Source organism: Microbacterium sp. C-MGS6, from assembly GCF_058140415.1.
This window is the reverse complement of the sequence record NZ_CM176934.1, coordinates 864,435-883,649: the sequence shown is the minus strand read 5'-3', so window position 1 is coordinate 883,649 and position 19,215 is coordinate 864,435. Positions and strand designations below refer to the sequence as shown.

15 protein-coding genes are annotated in these 19,215 nt (G+C 67.2%); 3 read left to right on the top strand and 12 right to left on the bottom strand.

Going from position 1 to position 19,215, the window contains the following annotated elements:
• Nucleotides 1–47: 47 nt before the first annotated feature.
• Together glmS and coaA are read right to left on the bottom strand one after the other, a co-directional pair.
• Nucleotides 48–1,895, bottom strand: coding sequence for a glutamine--fructose-6-phosphate transaminase (isomerizing) (glmS, locus tag AC3B5L_RS04305; RefSeq protein ID WP_490096226.1), 1,848 nt, complete (start codon nucleotides 1,893–1,895; stop codon nucleotides 48–50).
• A gap of 64 nt (nucleotides 1,896–1,959) precedes the next feature.
• A complete protein-coding gene (coaA, locus tag AC3B5L_RS04300; protein ID WP_071327518.1) occupies nucleotides 1,960–2,913 on the bottom strand; it encodes a type I pantothenate kinase in 954 nt (317 codons plus the stop codon).
• 28 nt (nucleotides 2,914–2,941) lie between these two features.
• On the opposite strand from coaA, the gene AC3B5L_RS04295 reads away from it, so the two are divergent.
• Genes AC3B5L_RS04295 through AC3B5L_RS04285 form a run of 3 tightly spaced genes read left to right on the top strand, consistent with a single transcriptional unit; the run spans nucleotide 2,942 to nucleotide 5,099 of the window.
• Entirely contained in the window at nucleotides 2,942–3,877 is a 936-nt protein-coding gene (locus AC3B5L_RS04295; protein ID WP_259953048.1) for a Ppx/GppA phosphatase family protein, read from the top strand.
• A 35-nt stretch (nucleotides 3,878–3,912) separates the two neighbouring features.
• Nucleotides 3,913–4,389, top strand: coding sequence for a VanZ family protein (locus tag AC3B5L_RS04290; protein WP_259953047.1), 477 nt, complete (start codon nucleotides 3,913–3,915; stop codon nucleotides 4,387–4,389).
• On the top strand, nucleotides 4,386–5,099 hold the full coding sequence (locus AC3B5L_RS04285; protein ID WP_259953045.1) for an arsenate reductase/protein-tyrosine-phosphatase family protein: 714 nt from the start codon (nucleotides 4,386–4,388) through the stop codon (nucleotides 5,097–5,099). Before AC3B5L_RS04290 ends, AC3B5L_RS04285 begins: the two co-directional genes overlap by 4 nt.
• A gap of 41 nt (nucleotides 5,100–5,140) precedes the next feature.
• Here the strand turns inward: AC3B5L_RS04285 and AC3B5L_RS04280 are convergent, their stop codons facing one another.
• The 10 genes from AC3B5L_RS04280 to AC3B5L_RS04235 form a co-directional block, all read right to left on the bottom strand.
• Nucleotides 5,141–6,952: a DUF4012 domain-containing protein gene (locus tag AC3B5L_RS04280; protein ID WP_490096225.1), complete on the bottom strand. Its 1,812-nt coding sequence runs from the start codon at nucleotides 6,950–6,952 to the stop codon at nucleotides 5,141–5,143.
• 125 nt (nucleotides 6,953–7,077) lie between these two features.
• Entirely contained in the window at nucleotides 7,078–8,358 is a 1,281-nt protein-coding gene (locus AC3B5L_RS04275; RefSeq protein WP_259953041.1) for an O-antigen ligase family protein, read from the bottom strand.
• 61 nt (nucleotides 8,359–8,419) lie between these two features.
• Entirely contained in the window at nucleotides 8,420–9,484 is a 1,065-nt protein-coding gene (locus AC3B5L_RS04270) for a glycosyltransferase (protein WP_259953040.1), read from the bottom strand.
• A complete protein-coding gene (locus tag AC3B5L_RS04265) occupies nucleotides 9,481–10,731 on the bottom strand; it encodes an oligosaccharide flippase family protein (protein ID WP_259953039.1) in 1,251 nt (416 codons plus the stop codon). Before AC3B5L_RS04265 ends, AC3B5L_RS04270 begins: the two co-directional genes overlap by 4 nt.
• 10 nt (nucleotides 10,732–10,741) lie before the next feature.
• Entirely contained in the window at nucleotides 10,742–11,815 is a 1,074-nt protein-coding gene (locus AC3B5L_RS04260) for a polysaccharide pyruvyl transferase family protein (protein WP_259953038.1), read from the bottom strand.
• Nucleotides 11,812–12,798, bottom strand: coding sequence for a glycosyltransferase family 2 protein (locus AC3B5L_RS04255; RefSeq protein WP_259953037.1), 987 nt, complete (start codon nucleotides 12,796–12,798; stop codon nucleotides 11,812–11,814). Before AC3B5L_RS04255 ends, AC3B5L_RS04260 begins: the two co-directional genes overlap by 4 nt.
• A 143-nt stretch (nucleotides 12,799–12,941) precedes the next feature.
• Entirely contained in the window at nucleotides 12,942–14,111 is a 1,170-nt protein-coding gene (locus tag AC3B5L_RS04250; protein ID WP_259953035.1) for a glycosyltransferase family 4 protein, read from the bottom strand.
• A complete protein-coding gene (locus AC3B5L_RS04245; protein ID WP_259953033.1) occupies nucleotides 14,101–16,110 on the bottom strand; it encodes an NAD-dependent epimerase/dehydratase family protein in 2,010 nt (669 codons plus the stop codon). The genes AC3B5L_RS04250 and AC3B5L_RS04245 overlap by 11 nt, the downstream gene beginning before the upstream one ends.
• Complete coding sequence (locus AC3B5L_RS04240; RefSeq protein WP_490096224.1) at nucleotides 16,110–17,972, bottom strand: polysaccharide biosynthesis protein; 1,863 nt, start codon at nucleotides 17,970–17,972, stop codon at nucleotides 16,110–16,112. The genes AC3B5L_RS04245 and AC3B5L_RS04240 overlap by 1 nt, the downstream gene beginning before the upstream one ends.
• A 71-nt stretch (nucleotides 17,973–18,043) precedes the next feature.
• Nucleotides 18,044–19,189, bottom strand: coding sequence for a hypothetical protein (locus AC3B5L_RS04235; protein WP_259953029.1), 1,146 nt, complete (start codon nucleotides 19,187–19,189; stop codon nucleotides 18,044–18,046).
• Nucleotides 19,190–19,215: the final 26 nt, after the last annotated feature.

Below are 19,215 nucleotides of genomic sequence, written 5' to 3'. Positions count from 1 at the left end.
GTGCGCACGCAGAGGGGTGGGGCGAACAGAACAGGGTGGGTCGGCGGTCACTCCACCGTGACGGACTTCGCGAGGTTGCGCGGCTGGTCCACGTCGAGGCCCTTCGCGGTCGCCAGCGCCATCGCGAAGATCTGCAGCGGGACGACGGCCAGCAGCGGCTCGAACATGGGGCCGGCGAGCGGGATGTGGATGACCTCGTCGGCGAAGGGCAGCACGGCGGCGTCGCCCTCCTCCGCCACCACGATCACGCGGGCACCGCGGGCGCGGATCTCCTGGATGTTGGAGACGACCTTGGAGTGCACGAGTGCCGAGTGCCGCGGCGACGGCACGAGCACGAACACGGGCTGGCCCGGCTCGATCAGCGCGATCGGACCGTGCTTGAGCTCGCCGGCGGCGAAGCCCTCCGCATGGATGTAGGAGATCTCCTTGAGCTTGAGCGCCCCCTCGAGCGCGATCGGGTAGCCCACGTGGCGACCGAGGAAGAGCACCGAACGGGTGTCGGCCATCCAGCCCGCGAGCTGGGTCACGTGCTCGTGCTCGCTCTCCAGCACCTTCGCGACCTTCTCCGGCAGCGCGGCGAGCTCCTCGACATCGGTCGAGGCGTCGGCCACGACGCCGCGGACTCGTCCCATGTGCAGGCCGAGCAGGAGCAGCGCCGTGATCTGGGCGGAGAACGCCTTGGTCGAGGCGACGGCGACCTCCGGGCCGGCGTGCGTGTAGACGACGGCGTCGGACTCGCGCGGGATCGTCGCCCCCTGCGTGTTGCAGACGGACAGCGTGCGGGCACCGCGCTCCCGGGCGTACTTCACGGCCATCAGCGTGTCCATGGTCTCGCCGGACTGGCTGATCGAGACGACGAGGGTGTCCGCGCCGATGACGGGGTCGCGGTACCGGAACTCGTGGGCGAGCTCGACGTCGACCGCCACGCGCGCCCACTGCTCGATCGCGTACTTGCCGACGAGGGCCGCGTAGGAGGCGGTGCCGCACGCGGTGACGATGACGCGGTTGATGCCGACGAACAGGTCGTCGAGACCGTCCAGCTCCGGGATGACGACCTGACCGTCGCGGATGCGGCCGCGGATGGTGTTCGCGACGGCTTCCGGCTGCTCCGCGACCTCCTTGGCCATGAAGCTCGACCATCCGCCCTTCTCGGCGGCGGCGGCGTCCCACGAGACGTCGAACGGCTCGGCGGCGACGGGCGTGCCGGCGAAGTCGGTCACGGTCACCGCGTCGGGGGTGATCGAGACGATCTGGTCCTGACCGATCGCGAGGGCCTTGCGGGTGTGCTCCACGAAGGCGGCGACGTCGGAGCCGAGGAAGTTCTCCCCCTCGCCCAGGCCGATCACGAGCGGCGAGTTGCGGCGAGCGCCGACGACGAGACCCGGGTGGTCCTGGTGCATCGCGAGGAGCGTGAAGGCGCCCTCGAGGCGGTTGACGACGGCGCGGAACGCGAGCGCGAGGTCGCCCCCGTTGCCGGCGTACTCGCGGCCGAGCAGAGCCGCGGCCACCTCGGTGTCGGTCTCGCTGCGGAAGGCGACGCCGTCGGCGAGGAGTTCGTCGCGCAGCGCGGCGAAGTTCTCGATGATGCCGTTGTGGATCACCGCGAGCTTGTCGTCGTCGGCGAGGTGCGGGTGCGCGTTGACGTCGGTCGGGCCGCCGTGCGTGGCCCACCGGGTGTGACCGATGCCGGTCGTGCCGTCGGCGAGGGGTGCATCGCCGAGCGAGTCGCGAAGCATGGCGAGCTTGCCCGCCTTCTTGCGCATGCCCAGCGTTCCCTCGCCGTCGATCACGGCGATGCCCGCGGAGTCATAGCCGCGGTACTCGAGCCGGGCGAGGCCGGCGAGAAGGATGTCCTGGCTGGGCCGCGGGCCCACGTATCCGACGATTCCACACATGGGGATAAGGGTAAGCGGGAATTTTTGCGAGTCGTCCGAACAATAGGACGCCCGCCAGGGCGGCTCAGAGCTTGCGCAGCAGCACGCTCTCCACGTCGTGATCCGCGCCCTTGCGCAGAACAAGCCGCGCGCGGTGCCGCGTGGGCATGACGTTCTCGACGAGGTTCGGCATGTTGATCTCGTTCCAATATCCCAGTGCGGTGGTGATCGCCTCCTCATCGGTGAGGTGCGCGAACACGTTGAAGTAGGACGACGGGTTGCTGAAGGCCCCCTGCCGCAGCGCGAGGAACCGGTCGACGTACCACTTCTCGATGTGCGCGGTGTCGGCGTCCACGAAGATCGAGAAGTCGAAGAGGTCGCTGACGGCGACGTCGTTCGGCGCGGGCGGAGGCTGCAGGACGTTGAGCCCCTCGACGATCACGACGTCGGGGCGGCGCACCACGACGTGCGCGTCCGGCACGATGTCGTAGCGCATGTGGGAGTAGAACGGCGCCCGCACCTCGGGCGCTCCGCTCTTGACCTCCGTGAGGAACTCGATCAGCGCCCGGCGGTCGTACGACTCCGGGAAGCCCTTGCGGTCCATGAGGCCCCGGCGCTCCAGCTCGGCGTTCGGGTAGAGGAAGCCGTCCGTCGTCACCAGCTCCACGCGCGGCGTCCCCGGCCACCGGCTCATCAGCTCGCGGAGGAGCCGGGCGATGGTCGACTTGCCCACGGCCACGGAGCCGGCGACACCGACGACGAAGGGCGTGGTCGTGTCGTCCTCCTGGAGGAACGACGAGGTGGCCGCACCGAGCTGCTTCGTCGCGCTCGCGTACAGGCTCAGCAGCCGGCTCAACGGGAGGTAGACCTCACGGACCTCGGTGAGGTCGAGACGATCGCCGATCCCCCGCAGCTCCACGACCTCGGTCTCGGTGAGGGGCTGGTCGAGTCCGGCGGCGAGACGCGCCCACTCCGCGCGCCCGATCTCCCGGTACGGCGACAGCGGCAGCGTGGGGTCGGCGGTGGTCACGTCGTCCATCGTAACCGCGCGCGAGTATCCTCATCCCGTGCGCCTGGGAGTCCTCGACATCGGATCCAACACCGTCCACATGCTCGCCGCCGACGTACGCCCGGGCGGACGACCGCTCGCGACCACGAGCGACCGGACCGTGCTGCGCCTCATGCGGTACCTCACACCGGACGGGGCGATCGCGGAGGACGGCGTGCAGGCCCTGGAGACCGCTGTCGCGCAGGCCCGCCGGGTGGCGGAGGCGGAACGCGTGGACGCGCTCCTCGCCACGGCCACGAGCGCCGTGCGCGATGCCCGCAACGGAGCCGAGGTGATCGCGCGCATCGAGGCCGTCCTGGGTCAGCCGCTCCAGGTGCTCGATGGGGAGACCGAGGCCGCGCTCACCTTCCTCGCGGTGCGGCGCTGGTTCGGGTGGTCCGCCGGCCAGCTGCTGCTCCTCGACATCGGCGGCGGCTCCCTGGAGATCGCCGCGGGCGCCGAGGAGGTACCGGACGTCGCCGCCTCCGTGCCGCTCGGAGCCGGGCGCATGACGGTGCAGTTCCTCCCGCAGGATCCGCCGGGTGAGGACGATGTGGAGCGGCTGCGGGCACACGCCGCAGCGACTCTCGACGCGGTCGTCCCCCGGTTCCATGCCCTCCCCCGTCCGGACCACGTCGTGGGGTCCTCCAAGGCGATCCGTTCGCTCGCACGGTTGGTCGGCTATCCCGTCCCCGGCTGGTCGGGTATCGAGCGGATGCTGCTCCCCCGCGAGGCGCTCGGGTCGTGGATCCCGCGGCTCGCGCGCCTTCCCGCCTCGGCGCGCCAGGAGCTCCCGGGGATCACGCCCGACCGGACGTTCCAGATCGTGGCGGCCGCGGTGTCGCTGCATGCTGCGATGAGCGCACTGGGGGTGGAGGAGCTGGAGGTGTCGCCGTGGGCGCTGCGCGAAGGAGTGCTGCTGCGGTACATCGAGCAGCTCGGGTCGCGATCCTGAGAGGGCTGCTCCGGCGGCGCGGATAGCATGACGCCATGACCCCGACCCTCGCCACCCGTGCCCCGCGCGGCTGGGTGGCAGCCCGCGTCGCCCTGGTCGGCTACCTGCTGTTCGTGGGCTTCACCGTCTGGCTGCCCGCGGCCGTGTCGTCCAAGGTCACGGGTCTCGTGGGCGTGATGGCCCGCTGGGTCGCGGAAGCCGGCATCGCGCCCTACCAGCCGAGCGCCGTGGTGCTGGAGATCCTGGCCAACGTCGCCCTCTTCGTCCCTGTCGGGCTGTTGCTGCCCTTCGCCTGGCCACGGCTTCGACTCTGGCAGGTCACGCTCGCCGGTGGTCTGCTGAGCGTCGTGATCGAGACGGTGCAGGGCTTGATGCCGTCCCGGTTCCCCACGCTCAGCGACGTGATCGCCAACACCACCGGCACCTTCCTCGGAGCCGTCGTGGCGACTCTGCTGCTGGCCCTGTTGTCACGCGGTCCGGACGGACCGAGGGACCCTAGGCTGGCTTCGTGACCCTCCCTCCCCTCGACGGCCCGCCGGCCGGCATGAGCCGCAGAGAGTGGCGCGAGCAGCAGGACCAGCCCGCGCCCACCGCCGTCCCCGAGAACGGCGTCAGTCCGATCGCCCCCGCCGGCGAGACGCTGACCATCCTGACGGTGTGCACCGGGAACATCTGCCGCTCTCCCCTCGCCGAGGTGCTGCTCCGACAGCGGCTCGAGCCGCTGGGCGTCCGCGTGCACAGCGCCGGGACGCACGCGCTCGACGGGCACGGCATGCCGGAGGAAGCCCTCGAACTCGTCACGCAGGGCGGCGCCGACTCGACGATCGCCCTGGCCCACCGCGCCCGGTACCTCGTCGAGCCGTACATCGCTGAGGCGGACCTCGTGCTGACGATGGCGCGGGAGCACCGTTCCGCCGTCGTGAAGATGATGCCGGCGGCTCTCCGACGCACGTTCACGCTGCGCGAGTTCGCACGGCTCGCCTCGACGCTGAGCACCGACGAGGTCCAGGACGCCGCCCGGGGGGACGGAGCGCTGCGCGACCGGTTCGCCGCCGTGCTCCGCGCCGTCGGGGATCAGCGCGGCCTCACCCCCGCACGGCCGGAGGACGACGACGTCGTCGATCCGTACCGCCGTTCGCGGGAGACCTACGCGCTCTCGGGTGCGCAGCTCACCCCGGCGCTGGACGAGGTCGAGCGGATCGTCCAGGCGGCGCTTCGCTGAGACGACGGCGAATCCCGCACCACCTCATCCGATCGAGTACGTCACGGTGCACAGGTCGAGGTCTCGACGGGCGTCTCCCTTGTCATAGGGGTGTGCCAAACTTCCAGCTCGTCGCCGTCACCAGCGACACCATCAAAGGTCACGTCGACGGTGTGCTCGCTGACGAACCTGTTCAGCACTTCAACCTTGACCGCGGGACGACCGAGGTGCTGGCCGACCGCGAGCGGAGTCACAGCACTGCCATCCACCGCAGCACTCACGAACGAAGACCCCACCGGGCCGTAGAGGACGACATAGCTGCTGATCTCACCCGGGGCGAAGTACGGTCCGGTGATGTAATACGGCAGGCGTGAGGCTTCTGCTTCGTCGAGCGAGGATGCCAGCGTGACGGACGCTCGCGCCTGCCCTCCCCCGAGACACGCCGCGATGCTCATGTCGAGGTAAAAGCTCTTCTTCGAAGCCGTGTTGTCGTTCACATAGACACCAAGCAGAGGCTTTTCATCCGCGGGCATCTGTCCCGCCATTCGGGTAGTCCCGATCAGCGCCATCTCGTCCGGGTCCGCGCTGGAATAAAGCAGGCGCCCCTCGTCCACCGCGCGAGCGAGGGCACTGATCATGGCCGTCGGCGAGCCTGCGCCATTCGTGAGCGCAGTGAAGACGGCGTCCGCCGCCGACCCGAAGAAAGCATTCTGCATGAGTGGGTCTTCGTATCGGAAGTACGCTTCGTTCAGCAGCAGCGGCACCGCGTTTTCCGCGGTCAGTGAGTCGCCGGTCGGCAGGCTCACCGGTCCCGTGACCGCGAGCAGGTATGAGAGCGCCACCGGATCCATGGATATGTAGGCATCCACATCCGTCCCCACATCCCGGTTCCACCAACCCTGAAGGATCCCGGCGGCCGTCGGGAAATCCGGCACCATCGTGAAGTCGGGGGTGTAGCGGCCGATTTTATCCCCGTAGATCGTGACGGCCTCGGGATCTAGCGAAACGACCGGCTCCTCGGTCGGCTGGTGGAAATCCGAGCTGTCCACATGTTCCGTGATCGCAATCGCGCCGTTGTCGACACGGATCACGATGAACACCGCCGCGTTGCCGGCGAGACTACGCGCCTCCGAATTGCCCTGGAACATGACCAGGTAGTTGCGGGGCCCATTCGCCCCCAGTGCCTCGGGGAGGACGCCCAGGACGTCGTGAATAGGGGAGAGTGTCTCGTCAAGCCGTGCCAGCGCGCCGTCTAGCCTTGCGACGCCCGCAGCCACCTGATCGATGAGCCCGCCAGTGTGGATGGCACCGATCCTCGCAGTTGCCCGGTCAACCTCCGCCACGATGCCGTCGACAAGCGACGAGAGCCCCCCCAGCGCAGCGACGTCGATTCGCCCTCCGCTCGGGGTGAGTGCAGAGAGGTCGAGCTGCGTGGCAGGCGTCACGGCCTCTGCTACGAGGGAATCCGTCAGCTCCGCGACCTCCCGCACAGCGGTGAGGTTCGAGCCGATCCAAGGCACCCACTCCCCCATCGCCCACAGCCGTCCTTGGGTGGGCGCCACCGCAGCCGACGTCTCCTCCGCCAGACGCGCAGCCGCTTCCGATGCCCCAGCAGTGTTCTGAGACAGGATTGACTCTTGCACCGTCGACACCTCGGCCATCGCCGCCTCCAGGTGGGACCGAGTCGTCATCGCACGCTCATAAAGCTGCACGGCGGCGACCACCGCGGCGGTGACCAGCAGGATGAGGGCAATGACCAACGCGATCCAAATCCAGCGCCGACGACGGCGCGGCGGACGTGGCTCCACAGCGGGGGCCTCCGTGAGAGTTCGCGCTTCACGGCGCGTGCGGGGTCCGGGCTGTTCCTGATGCATGTCGTCCATTCAATCAGCAGCGAAGGCAAGGCTAGACCGGGCTAGGAGAGACTTCCTGGATACGTCACATCGCGACACTGCGTCTCTTGCTCAGGGCTCTCGCGCGGGTTCGACTGGCGGGGAGTTCACCCGGCCCGTGATCGCTCATGCGTCACAAGTTCGGTCGTTCGACTCGACGCTGCCGTGTCTTGAACGGATCGAAGCGCCAGCATCAGCACAGCGATCACGGCGGCCGCTTTCACAGCGTAGAAGCCGGCGTAAAGCATGGAAGATGCGAGCAGTGCCCAGATGGGGTATTGCCACTCGGTCCCCCGCAGATAGATCAGCAGCCCCACGATGAGCGCGAAGATCATCGCACTCACGATGATGCCAGAGCTCACGAGCGTCTCCACCAAGAAGTTGTGCGGAGCGGTTCCTTCGTAGTCGGCGTAGCCGACGCCGAGGAGGAGATTGATGTCCGATGCGGTCATGACCTCCCACGCGTGCTGGAACGTCTCGAATCGCCCGTTGTCATCGAAGAACCCTTCCCTCCCGCGCGCAGAGGTCGCGTACAAGTTGTACATCCACCATGCGAGGATGCCTGCAGGGATGATGGCGAGGCGCGCTCCGAAGCGGCGTGCGCCCTTCGGAGGGAAGAGGATCGCCAGGCCGAGGATTGCCGCTCCGACGATGATCCCGGTTCGAGAAGAGTTCACCACGATCGCAAAGGAGGAGACCACCGCGAGTACGATCGCCATCTTCCATCGCCCACGGCGCCAGAGGGTGGGAGTCAATACGATCCCGATCGCTAAGAGACCAGAGAGGACGCTGTAGGCGGATACGGTGAGATCGTAGGTGACGCGTTCGACGAAGAAGCTGATCGACCCCAGCGAGACTCCCCATCGGCTGTGCAGCTGCCACTGAGCGATCACTCCGACGGCGATTGCAAGTTGCGTCGATGCGAGCACTCCGAGCAACCGATCGACCGCATCCCGACCGAGAGTGGCTGCGGTCCATCCCCGCGCTTCATAAACGAGGATGGCAGGCACGACGAACATCAGGAACTGCGCGATGTAGTACCAGCCCTCGGCCCCATCCGCTGAGGATAGTCCGGTAAGGATGCTGAAGGCGAGAACAGTGAAGAGCGCCACCGCCAGCAGGGGGGAGAATCTTCGAATCTGCGGCACGACCATCACCATGAGCACCAACAGGAGCACGGTGGTCCAGGACGCGACGTGGTGCAGGCCAGGCAGTATCGGGAGCGCATAAAGCGGCATCGTGAGAACGAGCATGGCCAGGAGCTTCTCGAGGGGTGTACGCCGTGGGCGGAGTCCGACGATCAACAGGGAGACGATGACTGTCGCGAACCCCGCCGCCGGCGAAGCGAGGTAGGCCATGATGTTCACGAACGCGAGGATGAATGCCACGCCAGTCCCCCCCGCATGATCTGGATTATGTTGATAAGTCTAGGCCGCGATAAGTCGCCCGTTAGCGACTGGATCCGACCTCCCTGATGACGCTCTTGTACACCGCGTAGTTGGCTTCGAACGAGTTCGACATGGTGAATCTGCGGGAGTTCGCCAGTGCACCGGCGACAAGACGCGCATACTGCGACGGCTCGATCGCCGCGCGCACGCGCGCTGCGATCTCCTCCGGCGTAGCCGAACCGAACAAGAGACCGGAGCGACCCTGTAGGACCACATCGTCAAACCCCTCGACCGCCGGCCCTACAACCGGCAGACCCGCCGCTTGAGCTTCGGCTGCCACGAGGCCGAAGCCCTCATACTTGGAAGTGGAGAGCAGGAGCGTATAGCTGCTCAGTAGCGTATGCACATCCTTGACGTTGCCCAACAGGCGAACCCGAGACTGCAGGCCCGCCTTCACGATCTGCGTCTCGAGTTCCCGCCGCAGCGGTCCTTCGCCCGCGATATCGAGCGTGGCGTCCGGCAACAGCCGCATCGCCTCAATAGCAACCGCGTGCTGCTTCACCTCGGTCAGGGAACCGACTGATAGAAGTCGTACCCCGCTGCGGTGGGTTCTCGTGTTCACCGCGTAGAACTCATCGGCCACACCGTTCAGCGCCGTGACGACACGAGTTCCGCTTCCTATCCCTGCTGCGTGCTGGCGAAGCCGCCGCTCAACCCCCGGGCCGATCGCGACGACCCGATCGTAGTTGTTGTATGCCCACCGCTCGGGAAGCCGATAAAGGCGCCGGCCCATCCGGCGGTTATGTGTGCTGTGCTCGGTGAACACCTTCGGGCCCCCGAGCGTCGCCGCCCAGTACATCGCGGGAAAGAGGTGCACGTGTACGACGTCCGCCCCGACGGTGAGGTTACGAAGCCGTACGAGGATCCGGGGGTCGCGGAGCGAAGTCGCTGCCACCGCGATAGGGATGCCTCGCTCGTCGGCGATGCGCCGAGGCATTCCCTCGGTGTCCGCGAGAACGACCACCCGGACATCGTGCCCGCGCCGCACGCCGTGAGTGGCGAGCTCGACGACCATGCGCTCGGCGCCGCCCGTCGCCAAGGAGTTGATGACATGAACGATCTTCATGCCGCTTGGCCGCCTTCCCTTTCATGCGCGCGCAGCACGTGGAAGCCCCAGCACCAGGTCACTAGGTCCGACAGCGCAAGGGCGCTGTAAATCAACCACAGAGACGGAATGAGTTCCATCCCGCTAACAAGTGCGAGGCTAGCAGCCGCTGCCGCGAGAACGACCCTGGCCAGTTCTAAGACGATGGACGCCACGCCGCGCTGAAGCAACTGTGTGAGATTCCTCGTTGCGGACACGACCAAGCGGGTCATCACCACAACTGACATCACCTGCGCGACTTCACCGGCAACGGTCCAGTTCTGCCCGAACAGCAACGTCAGTCCCCACGGCGCCATCAACGCGAGGAACGCCCCGATGAAGAGGCCGACGACTGCAAGCGCGAGCGACGTCAGCAGGTAGCGACGAACGATACCTCCAGAGCGCGCGCGCAAAGATCGCGCGAGTTCGCTCTCGAACACAGTGCCAACAGCCAAGCCGAGTAGCGTCACCGGAATCGCGACAATACGTTCCGCCATCCCGACAACCCCTGCCGCGCCGAGACCGAAGGATGCCGCGCTGAACAAAAGCGGAAGTTGCTGCGCAAATAGCGTCATGCACGCAATGGGCATAAAAATCACAGGGAACCTCCAGTAGGCCCGGAGACTCGCGACAGCCTTGGCCGCGGACGCCCGTCCCCCCAAACGTCGGGCATACGGGCTCAGTACGGCTACGCCGACCGCGGATCCGGCAAGAGCGCCTCCAATGAGCCCTACTGAGGTGAGCCGCCCGATACCGAACGCGAACTGGGCCGCCGTGCTCGCCACGGACTGTACGGCGGTGCGCACGCCGATGGATCCGTAGTCGCCCGCACGCGAGGCCAACGGAACCAACAGCGCGATGGCAGCTGAGGTGAGCATGAGCACTCCGACCAGAACCGAGACGGTAGGATCCCGATGGAAAGTGCCCAGAAGCCACGTGCCAGCTCCCGTGGCCGCCGAGACGGCGAACGCAACAGTGAGCGCCGCCCACAGCAACGACTTGGTCGTCGAGTCGAGGCGGGGAAGCAGCATCGCGCGGTCGAGCCGCAGCACGGCGACCGGGAGCCCGAGCGCGACGACCGTAAGAGCAAGGGAGTAGACGCCGAACTCTTCCGGAGAGTAGAGGCGCGCTAGGAAAGGTAGCGCCACGAAGGTGATGATTTGTCCCGCAAACGTTCCTCCGCTGATCAGGAGCGCGTTGCGCGCGCCCGTGAAGCGTATGTTCCTCATTCCTGGAGTCTCACCGGACGTCGCCGCGCATCGCGAACTCCGCCACCGCCGCATCGAGCTGTGAGAAGTCCAGCACCGGCGGCTGCGCGCCCGCCCGGCCGATGACGACTACTTCTTCGGCGAGGAGCCGCAGAGCATCCGCGTCCTGGCTCTCTGCGAAGCGGATGTATGGACACGACTCCCGCAACCAGTCCTCATACGTGCCGACGATCTTGTGATTCGTGTTGGGAAGTACGACACAGGGTGTACCTGTCACCGCCGCAAAGATCATGCCGTGCAGTCGATCGGTAATCACGACCTGGGCCGATCGGTATTGTTCCATCATTTCCTGAACTACGGCCGACGGCGACAGACCGCGCTGCGGTTCGAAAGACACTTCGTGATCCTGCACCACAACCGCCCCGGAGATCGTTTCGGCCAGAACCAGAATCCTCTCGTGGTCATCATCGGTCAGGCTGCGTTCACCATCCGCCCGCAGCACTACGAGGGCGTGAGAGCGCTGCGCCTCCGCATTCGTGAGGTTCGTTTGCGAGAGGACGATATCGGGCGCGTACCCCACATCACCGCCGAAGATCTCCTCGACAATCTTCATACTCGTCCGTTCTCGCATAAAGAGCCGAAGGGACGAGTGACTGCGGAAGGCGGCGCGCTCTCTACGACCGAATGTCCTCTTCGCGTGCTCGGAACTGTAGATGATGGACTGCGGGAAGGAGATGATGGGGAGACGTTGAAGGTAGCGAATGGCAAAGACTCGGCCGAAGTGGGCACGTGGGTAGAGGTCGCCCGTACTGCCACCGCCTACAAGGAAGACGATGTCACCCTCGCGCGACCGCTTCTTGATCGACCGTAGCCATGCATATGTCTCGGTCAGCGGAATCGAGACAATGTCATACTCGGGAAGCCTGCTTTCAAGGTAGGCGACCTCGGCGACCCCAATGGCGAGGTCGCCGACGTTTCCATAATCGGGCGTGAGGAGAAGGAATGCCGTGGGACGCTCATCGCGACGGACGAAGGTCCGCCCTGCACGCCATGTCGCGGCCCGTTGGTAAAGGGGAATCAGGCTGTGCTTGATTCGTCGAATCATCGAACACTCCTCAAAGTCGTTCGCAAGGAGCTCGCGATGCTGCGAGCCCGCATGAACATCCACAATGACGGCAAGCCGGGGTACGAGGCCATCACCGTGAGCTTCTGCATTGCCGGGACACCCGGGTAGGCGAGGGCATCGCGGCGATACTCGCGCAACGTACCGAGGACGACGGGGTCCAGATTTCGCAACTCCGCGACACGCGGAACCTGCGAGACGATGAACGCGCACTCCATAACTGCCCTGACCTGGGCGGCACCTACGAGGCTCCGCTCCTCTCTGCGGCAAAACTCTACGGCCTCTTCGGCGAACCTCACTGCCTGTACGCGGCGACCGTAATCGGCTCGACCTGTGATGCTGCTCGATCGCTGGACGTAGAAATAGCCGACGCCGTGGATGACCGCCGTCGCCCGGGACCGCGCGATCAACCGATAGGTGACGGGGAGATCTTCATGGATCGCTCCCCGTGGGTACTCGATTCCTTCGAAAGCGCTTCGTCGATACATCTTTCCCCAGGCGCTCGTCGTAAGCCCGTTTTGGAGGAACAACCGCTCGAGAGCTTCCTCGCGTGCGAGCACTTCGTAGCCAACTCCTGACCGCGTCGCCGAGGTGTCCTCGAATCCTTCCCTCACTCGGAGAAATCCGATCGTGGAAAGGTCCGCTTCCGTCTTGAGCAGGGGGCCCATCAGGGATTGCACATAATGCCGCGCCACGAGGTCATCGCCATCGACGCATGTGATGAACTCGCCCCACGCGTTCTGAATACCGTGGTTTCGAGCGTCAGACAGCCCACCGTTTGCTTTGCTGAGCACGCGAACACGATCGTCGGTGAGAGCTATCCCTTCGCAGATGGAACGCGAGCAGTCTGTCGAACCGTCGTCCACAAGGATGATATCGAGGTTCCGATAGCTCTGTCGCAGGATGCTGCGCACGCATGCTTCGATGAGGGTCTCGATGTTGTAGACGGGGACGATCACCGACACCAACGGCGCACGTTCGTGGCGCGGGTCGGCCTGTCTATTGATCGAATGCACGGGTTATTCCGACTCGAGGCGGCGGCACGTCAGGCATGCCGATCGAGTGATGAGGGGGGCGAGAAACGGGGCAACGGGGCTCGAGGTCGGCGTCATCGGGAGCCCCGGCTCTGCTGGCGTATCTGCTCGAGCGTACTGATCCACGTCCGTTGTACGATCTCTCTGTCGAATCTCTCTGAAACTAGTGCCGCCGCCGCGTCAGCCATCCGCCGGGCCGTCTCCCGATCGTCGAGTGCCTGACGGAGAGCACGAGCGAGTGCAGGGGCATTGTCGACCGGAACGAGCCAGCCAGTTTTTCCGTCGGTGACGAGATCGACGATGCCGGTAGCGCGCGTCGCCACGACCGGCACTCTTGCGGCGAACGCTTCCAGTACGACAGTAGGCATTCCCTCCCGGCGGCTAGGGAGGCAGAAGACGTCGGCTGCGGCGAGATACGGCCTTACATCCGCGACCTCGCCGACGACGACGAGCCGGGCGACGGCCTCTCGGAGAAGCCGTTCACCTTCCACTCCCGAGGCGTCATCGATGCCTCCAACGATCACCAACCATGCGTGAGAATGCTGCTGAACGACGGCCATCGCCTCGGCCAGCGCGGCGAGCCCTTTGTCTGCGGTGAGTCGCCCCATGAAGACCACGATCTGCGCGGAAGCCGGGATGCCGAGGTGCTCACGCATAGTGGATCGCGCGGTAGCGTCATGCCGCGCGTCGCCGAACTGTCGAACGTCGACGCCGTTCGGGCTTCCCGCTCCGAGCACGACGATCTTCTCCGCCGGGACTAGGCGCTCCGCGAGCGCGCGCTCACGGAGCGACGGCCCGACGGCGACCACCTGGGTCGCCGTCGCGCCGCTGACGCGCTCCATCATTCGCAGGAGCACCCGCAGAGGCCCCCGGGCGCTTTCCAGACGGAGGCCATGCAGTTCGTACAGGCGCACCGGCACACGACGCATCGCGGCAGCAATCCCGCCGAGCAGTCCTGCCTTCGGAGTTCCGACGACCACGACCCTCGGCCGCAACCGCTTCAGCAACCACCACCACCGACATAGGGCACGCAGATCGGCGATGGGGTGCGGCGCCCGCGCCATCGGAAGCACGTGTGCGGACACACCCGGATACTGTGCGAGCGCCTCACCGATCGGTCCGGCCCCGCTCACTAGGTGCACGTCCCAACCGTCATCGGCGAGACGCTGATAAAGACCCTCGTGGTAGCGCATCTGGTAATCGATGGTGACACCGAAGAGGATCGAAGGACGATCACCCGTCATCTCGCACCTCCCCGCTGGCCAGCACCTGCTGCAACCACCGTTCGTCGCGCGCAACGCGGGGGCTCGCCCATCCCACTTCTTGGGTCTGACCGAACCACATCATCTCCAGTCGTCGCGCGAGCCCCGCGAAGGCCGGGGCGACGCGTCCCGCGAAGTAGCCGGCAGAGAGCGCTATCGTGCAGAGCCAGCGGGGAAGGACCAGAGGACGTCGCGAACCGGCCGTGCGAAGCACGTCACTAACCGATAGCCCCTCCCAAGGTTGCAGCACGATGCCGGGGACCGCGCCGGGCTCTCTTCCGACTGCTTCGATCGTGGCCGCCAAGCCATGCAGGCCGCTCACGACCGATTGCTGGCTCCCAGGCGACGCGACGCTCGCCAGCCGCGATGCCGCCAATCGGCGCAGTCGTTGCGTAGTCGGCCGTCCCGGGCCCTGTACAGAGGTGGCGCGCACAATGATGATGCCCGGCCGCGCGGCGCGATCAGAATCGGCGAGCATGAGGAGGCCGACCTCGCCCAGCGCCTTCGATCGTGAATAGGGAGAGAACGGCGCGTAGCGCGTCGATTCGTCCAGCACCTTAGCCCGCCCCTGGACGGCTGCGGAGCTGAGGTGCACGAATCGCGCCGCTCCCGCGCGCCGGCTGGCTTCGGCGAGCACCGTCGGAAGGTAGGCGTTGGCTCCCCAGAGGTCCTGCGTGGCATCGGCGTCCGGGGCGGCGGCGCCCGCGGCGTTGATGACGACATCCACGCCGGCGAGCTGACTCGCCATCGCGGCGGCCACAGGATCGACGCTCGCCTGGCGAACGATCGACTCACCGGACAGCTGATGAGCATCGCATCGGAGACGCGGCGCGCGCAGCTCCTGCACCTCGTAACCACGAGAACGCAGATGCGCGGCAACGCCCGAGCCAACGAAACCAGAGGCTCCGACGACGGCCCATCGACGGCGCTGACGTGGGTTGGCCGCAGCGGCGGCTGCCGGGACACTCGACACGAACGGCCGGTTCACCGGCATCGGTAGGCGCGAGCCGCGAATCCTCGGTAGCGCGACGTAGGCCACTGACAAGGCGGCGACGCCCGCAAGCCCGAGCCATGTTGGCACCGCCTGCGTCCAGGAGAGATAGCCCAGCACCGCCGAACTCGCGCTCACCGATCCTGCGATAACGGTGACGACACCGTGGGAGAGACCCGTATCTGTAAGTCGCTGATAGGCGTGAGTCCGATGGGCCGAGAGCACGCCCTCAGCGCGAGCAAACCGACGCACGATCGTCGTCATCGTGTCGGCGAGCCAAGGGGCGAGAACCGGCACGACGAGAAGCGGACTCACGCTTGCCGCCAAGGCCATGACTACGACCACGCCGATGACGGCCCCAAGGAGGTAGCTTCCGACATCACCGAGGAATAGGCTCGGACGCCGCAGATTCCACGGAAGGAAAGCGACGAAGGCGGCGGCGAGCGCGATGCCCGCGACGGCGAGCCACATCTGCCCCGCAGTCGAACCCGCCACCACGAACGCCAGTCCCGCTATCGCACCATGAACACCGGAGATGCCGTTGATGCCGTCGATGAAGTTCGCGACGTTGATATAGCCGGCAATAGCGATCATCATCAGGACAGACCACCACGGGGATAGTCCGAAGAGGGCCGTTACCGCGAGGCCAGAACCGACACCGATCGCGAGTTGCAGCAGCAGGCGCACACCCGAGCCCAAGCTGACCACATCGTCCACGAAGCCCACGGCCGCAGCCAAGTTCGTTGCAGCCAGAAGGATGAGGACAGGGGCGACGTCAGGCATCCCGAGGAGCAGGCTGACGACGAGCGCCGCGTCCCAGGCGAGGAGTGGAGCAAGGCCCCCACCACGCAGGGTCGGAGCCGAATGCGACGATCTGTCGTTCGGGACATCGACCGACCCGATACGGGCGAGGAGAGGACGGATGGCGAAAGGCAGCAGCACCCCCAGAACCAGCGCGGTGGTGCCAACGAGCGCGAGCTCGGACAGCATCAGCGGGGTCCGAGCTGGATCGGCTCGATAGCGACGGTGTCGTTCTCGCGGGGGGTCGCGAACATCCGGCGCATCCAGCCTTCCTTGTCGAGGCGGTCGGGCGTGATCGTGTCGGCACGTGTGTGGGAGACTTTGGGGTGGAACGGGCGCTCGAGGCTCTCCCGAGACCCGACGAGCTCCTCGTGCAGCTTCTCGCCGTTGCGCAGCCCGGTGAAGACGATCTCGATGTCCTTACCGGACATGGCAATCATCCGCTTCGCGACCTCGAGGATCGACACGCGCTCGCCCATGTCGAGGATGAGCACCTCCCCCGCGCGACCGATGCCGCCCGCCTGCACGACGAGCTGGCAGGCTTCGGGGATGGTCATGAAGTACCGCGTCGCCTGCGGGTGCGTGACGGTGATGGGCCGTCCCTCCGCGATCAGGCGCTGGAACGTCGGGAGCATCGAACCGCGGCTGCCGATCACGTTGCCGAAGCGCACAGAGAGGTACCGCATGCCGGTGTCCTCTCCCGCCCAGGCGGTGAGCTTCTCCGCGACGCGCTTGGAGTGTCCGAGAACGCTGGTGGGGTTGGCGGCCTTGTCCGTCGAGATGTTGACGAAGGTCGACACGCCCGCGCGCCGGGAGGCGTTGATCACGTTGAGCGTGCCGATGACGTTCGTCTTCCAGGCTTCGTCGGGGTACTGCTCGAGCATCGGCAGGTGCTTGAGCGCGGCGGCGTGGAAGACGACCTCCGGGCGGCGCTCGTCGAAGATCCGGTCGAGCGTCGCCGTCTCCCTGATGTCGGCGAGCACGACGTCCGGCGTGTCGAGCAGCCCGTGACCGGCGGTGCCGAGCTGCGCGAACTGCAGCCCCGTCTCGTCGCGATCGAGCATGATGAGCTCGCGGGGGCCGAACTTCGCCAGCTGTCGGCAGAGCTCGGCGCCGATCGAGCCGCCGGCGCCGGTCACGAGCACGCGACGACCCGTGATGTAGCCGGCGATGAGCTCGACGTTGGTCTCCACGGGGTGACGGCCGATGAGGTCCTCGATGCTGATGTCGCGGACGTCGGTGAGCGCCCGCGTCCCCGAGGTCATCATCTCGATGCTGGGGGTCACCGCCACGCGCAGCCCCGCCGCCTCGGCGCGATCGGTGAGCGTGCGCAGCAGGGAGCTGTCGGCGCGGGCGATGGCGATCACCGCGAGAGTGGCCCCGGTGCGGGCACGCGCGGCGGCGATGTCCCGCGTGGTGCCGATCACCGCCACCCCGCGCAGGCGCAGGTTCCGCTTGTCCGGGTCGTCTTCGAGGAGCCCGACGGGCCGGATCGGGGACAACGGGTCCGTGGTCATGTTCGCGAGGAGTTTGTCGGCGACGAATCCGGCGCCGATGATGAGCGCAGGCTCCGCGTCCACCCCGGGCTTACGCGAACGCTCGATGAGGAGACGGGCCACATACCGCACGCCGAACATGAGCAGCAGGACGAAGGGGAAGGCGAGGATCAGTGTCGCGCGGGGGATGCCGATCACCGGGCCGAGCGGGATGACGACGAGCGACAGCGCGAGCGCTTCGGCGACGACGATGAACGCCAGCGTGCGGACCTCGTCGAAGGACCCGTAGGTGAACCGGCCGCGGTACAGCGCGGTGGCGAAGCCGACGATGATCTGGATCGCGCCGGCGACGACCGCGAGGACGGTGGTCGCGATCCACCCCCGCGCATCCATCTGGAACTCGAACCGGAGCGCCACGGCGAGGACCACCCCGAAGCTCCAGCACGCCCCGTCGACCAGTGCGGCGAACCCGCGACGGCGCCGTTGCTTCACCGATGCCTGCGGCGACAGCCCGGGCTCTTCGGCTTCCTCGCCGATCATGTGTGCGCCGCTCACGACAGTCTGCTCCCCCGCATTTTTCTCCACCTGTGTGCCATGCTCTCACAGGAAACGAGAAGGTCCGTGCGTTAGGGCGTGCCTTCGCCCTCCTGCGTGTCCGGGTCCGTAGGGGCGGGAGACTCGATCGGGTCGGGCGGAGTGGTGCCGCCGTTCTGCGGATTCTGCGGGAAGCTCGGCTGCTGCTCCGCCGCGCGGCGATCAGCCTCCTCGCGCTCGGCGCGCAGCTGGTCGTCGACGAGCGCGCCGAAGGCATCGCGGTAGGCCGCGTAGGCCGTCTGCGCATCCGCGGCCCACGGGTCGGCGGCGGCCGCGGCTGCGGCCGTCTGGGTCACGGCCACGCGGAACGGCTCCCCAGCCCCCGGTCGCTCCTCCGTCGCGGATTCGGCGGAGCGGACGAACGAGTCGGCGAAGGCCGTGAGAGCCGGAGCAGCCGCGGGCCGGAGCGCGTCGAGCGTCCCTCGGACCGTTCGCATCTCGGCCGTCTCGCCATCGAGCACCTCCAGGCGTTCCTGGGCCGCGTCGATGGCGCCCCCGACCTCGACCAGGGAGTCCTCGTCGACCTCTCCGCGCCGGTACTCTGCCGGAGCCTCGGGGACCGCGATGGCGGCGAGACCGGCGAGGTACGTGTCGAGCGCCGCGACCGCGGCCTGCCGGAGCGCGGGGTCGGTCACGTCGACCACGGCGCCCTCCGAAGAGAGCGGGTCGGGGACGGTGGCGGTGTCGAGCAGAGCAGCGCGCAGCGCCGTCGCTTCCGCGGTCTGGGTTCCGATGTCGGCGACGATGCCGTCCCGCGTCGCCGTGAGCGCCTGATGCGTGTTCTGGATGGTCGCCTCGTCGGCTCGGAGGGATTCGAGCGCGCTGGCTGCCGGGCTGGCCGTGGCGGCCTGGATCCCGCCGACCGTGACCGCGCCGATGACCGCGACGACGGCGAGCGCGGCGGCGGAAACCGAGAGCGGATCGAGCCGCCGACGGCGGCGCGGGGCCTCCCGGGGAACCGTGGGGGCGGCGGCGGCGAAGGGCACCGCACTGCGGGCCGCGGCCTCCGCCCGGCGCGCGAGCTCCCGCGTGTCCGTCACGCCGGCGGCGCGGGGCGCACGGGAGCGCGGATCCCCGACGAGCTCGCGCAACCGTGCACCGGACGCCGCCTCGCGCACGGCCGAGCTCTCACGGTCCGCGCGCGGACCGTCCGGGAAGAGTTCGTCGAGAGCCGTCATGCCGCCTTCAGGGAATCGGTAGTCTC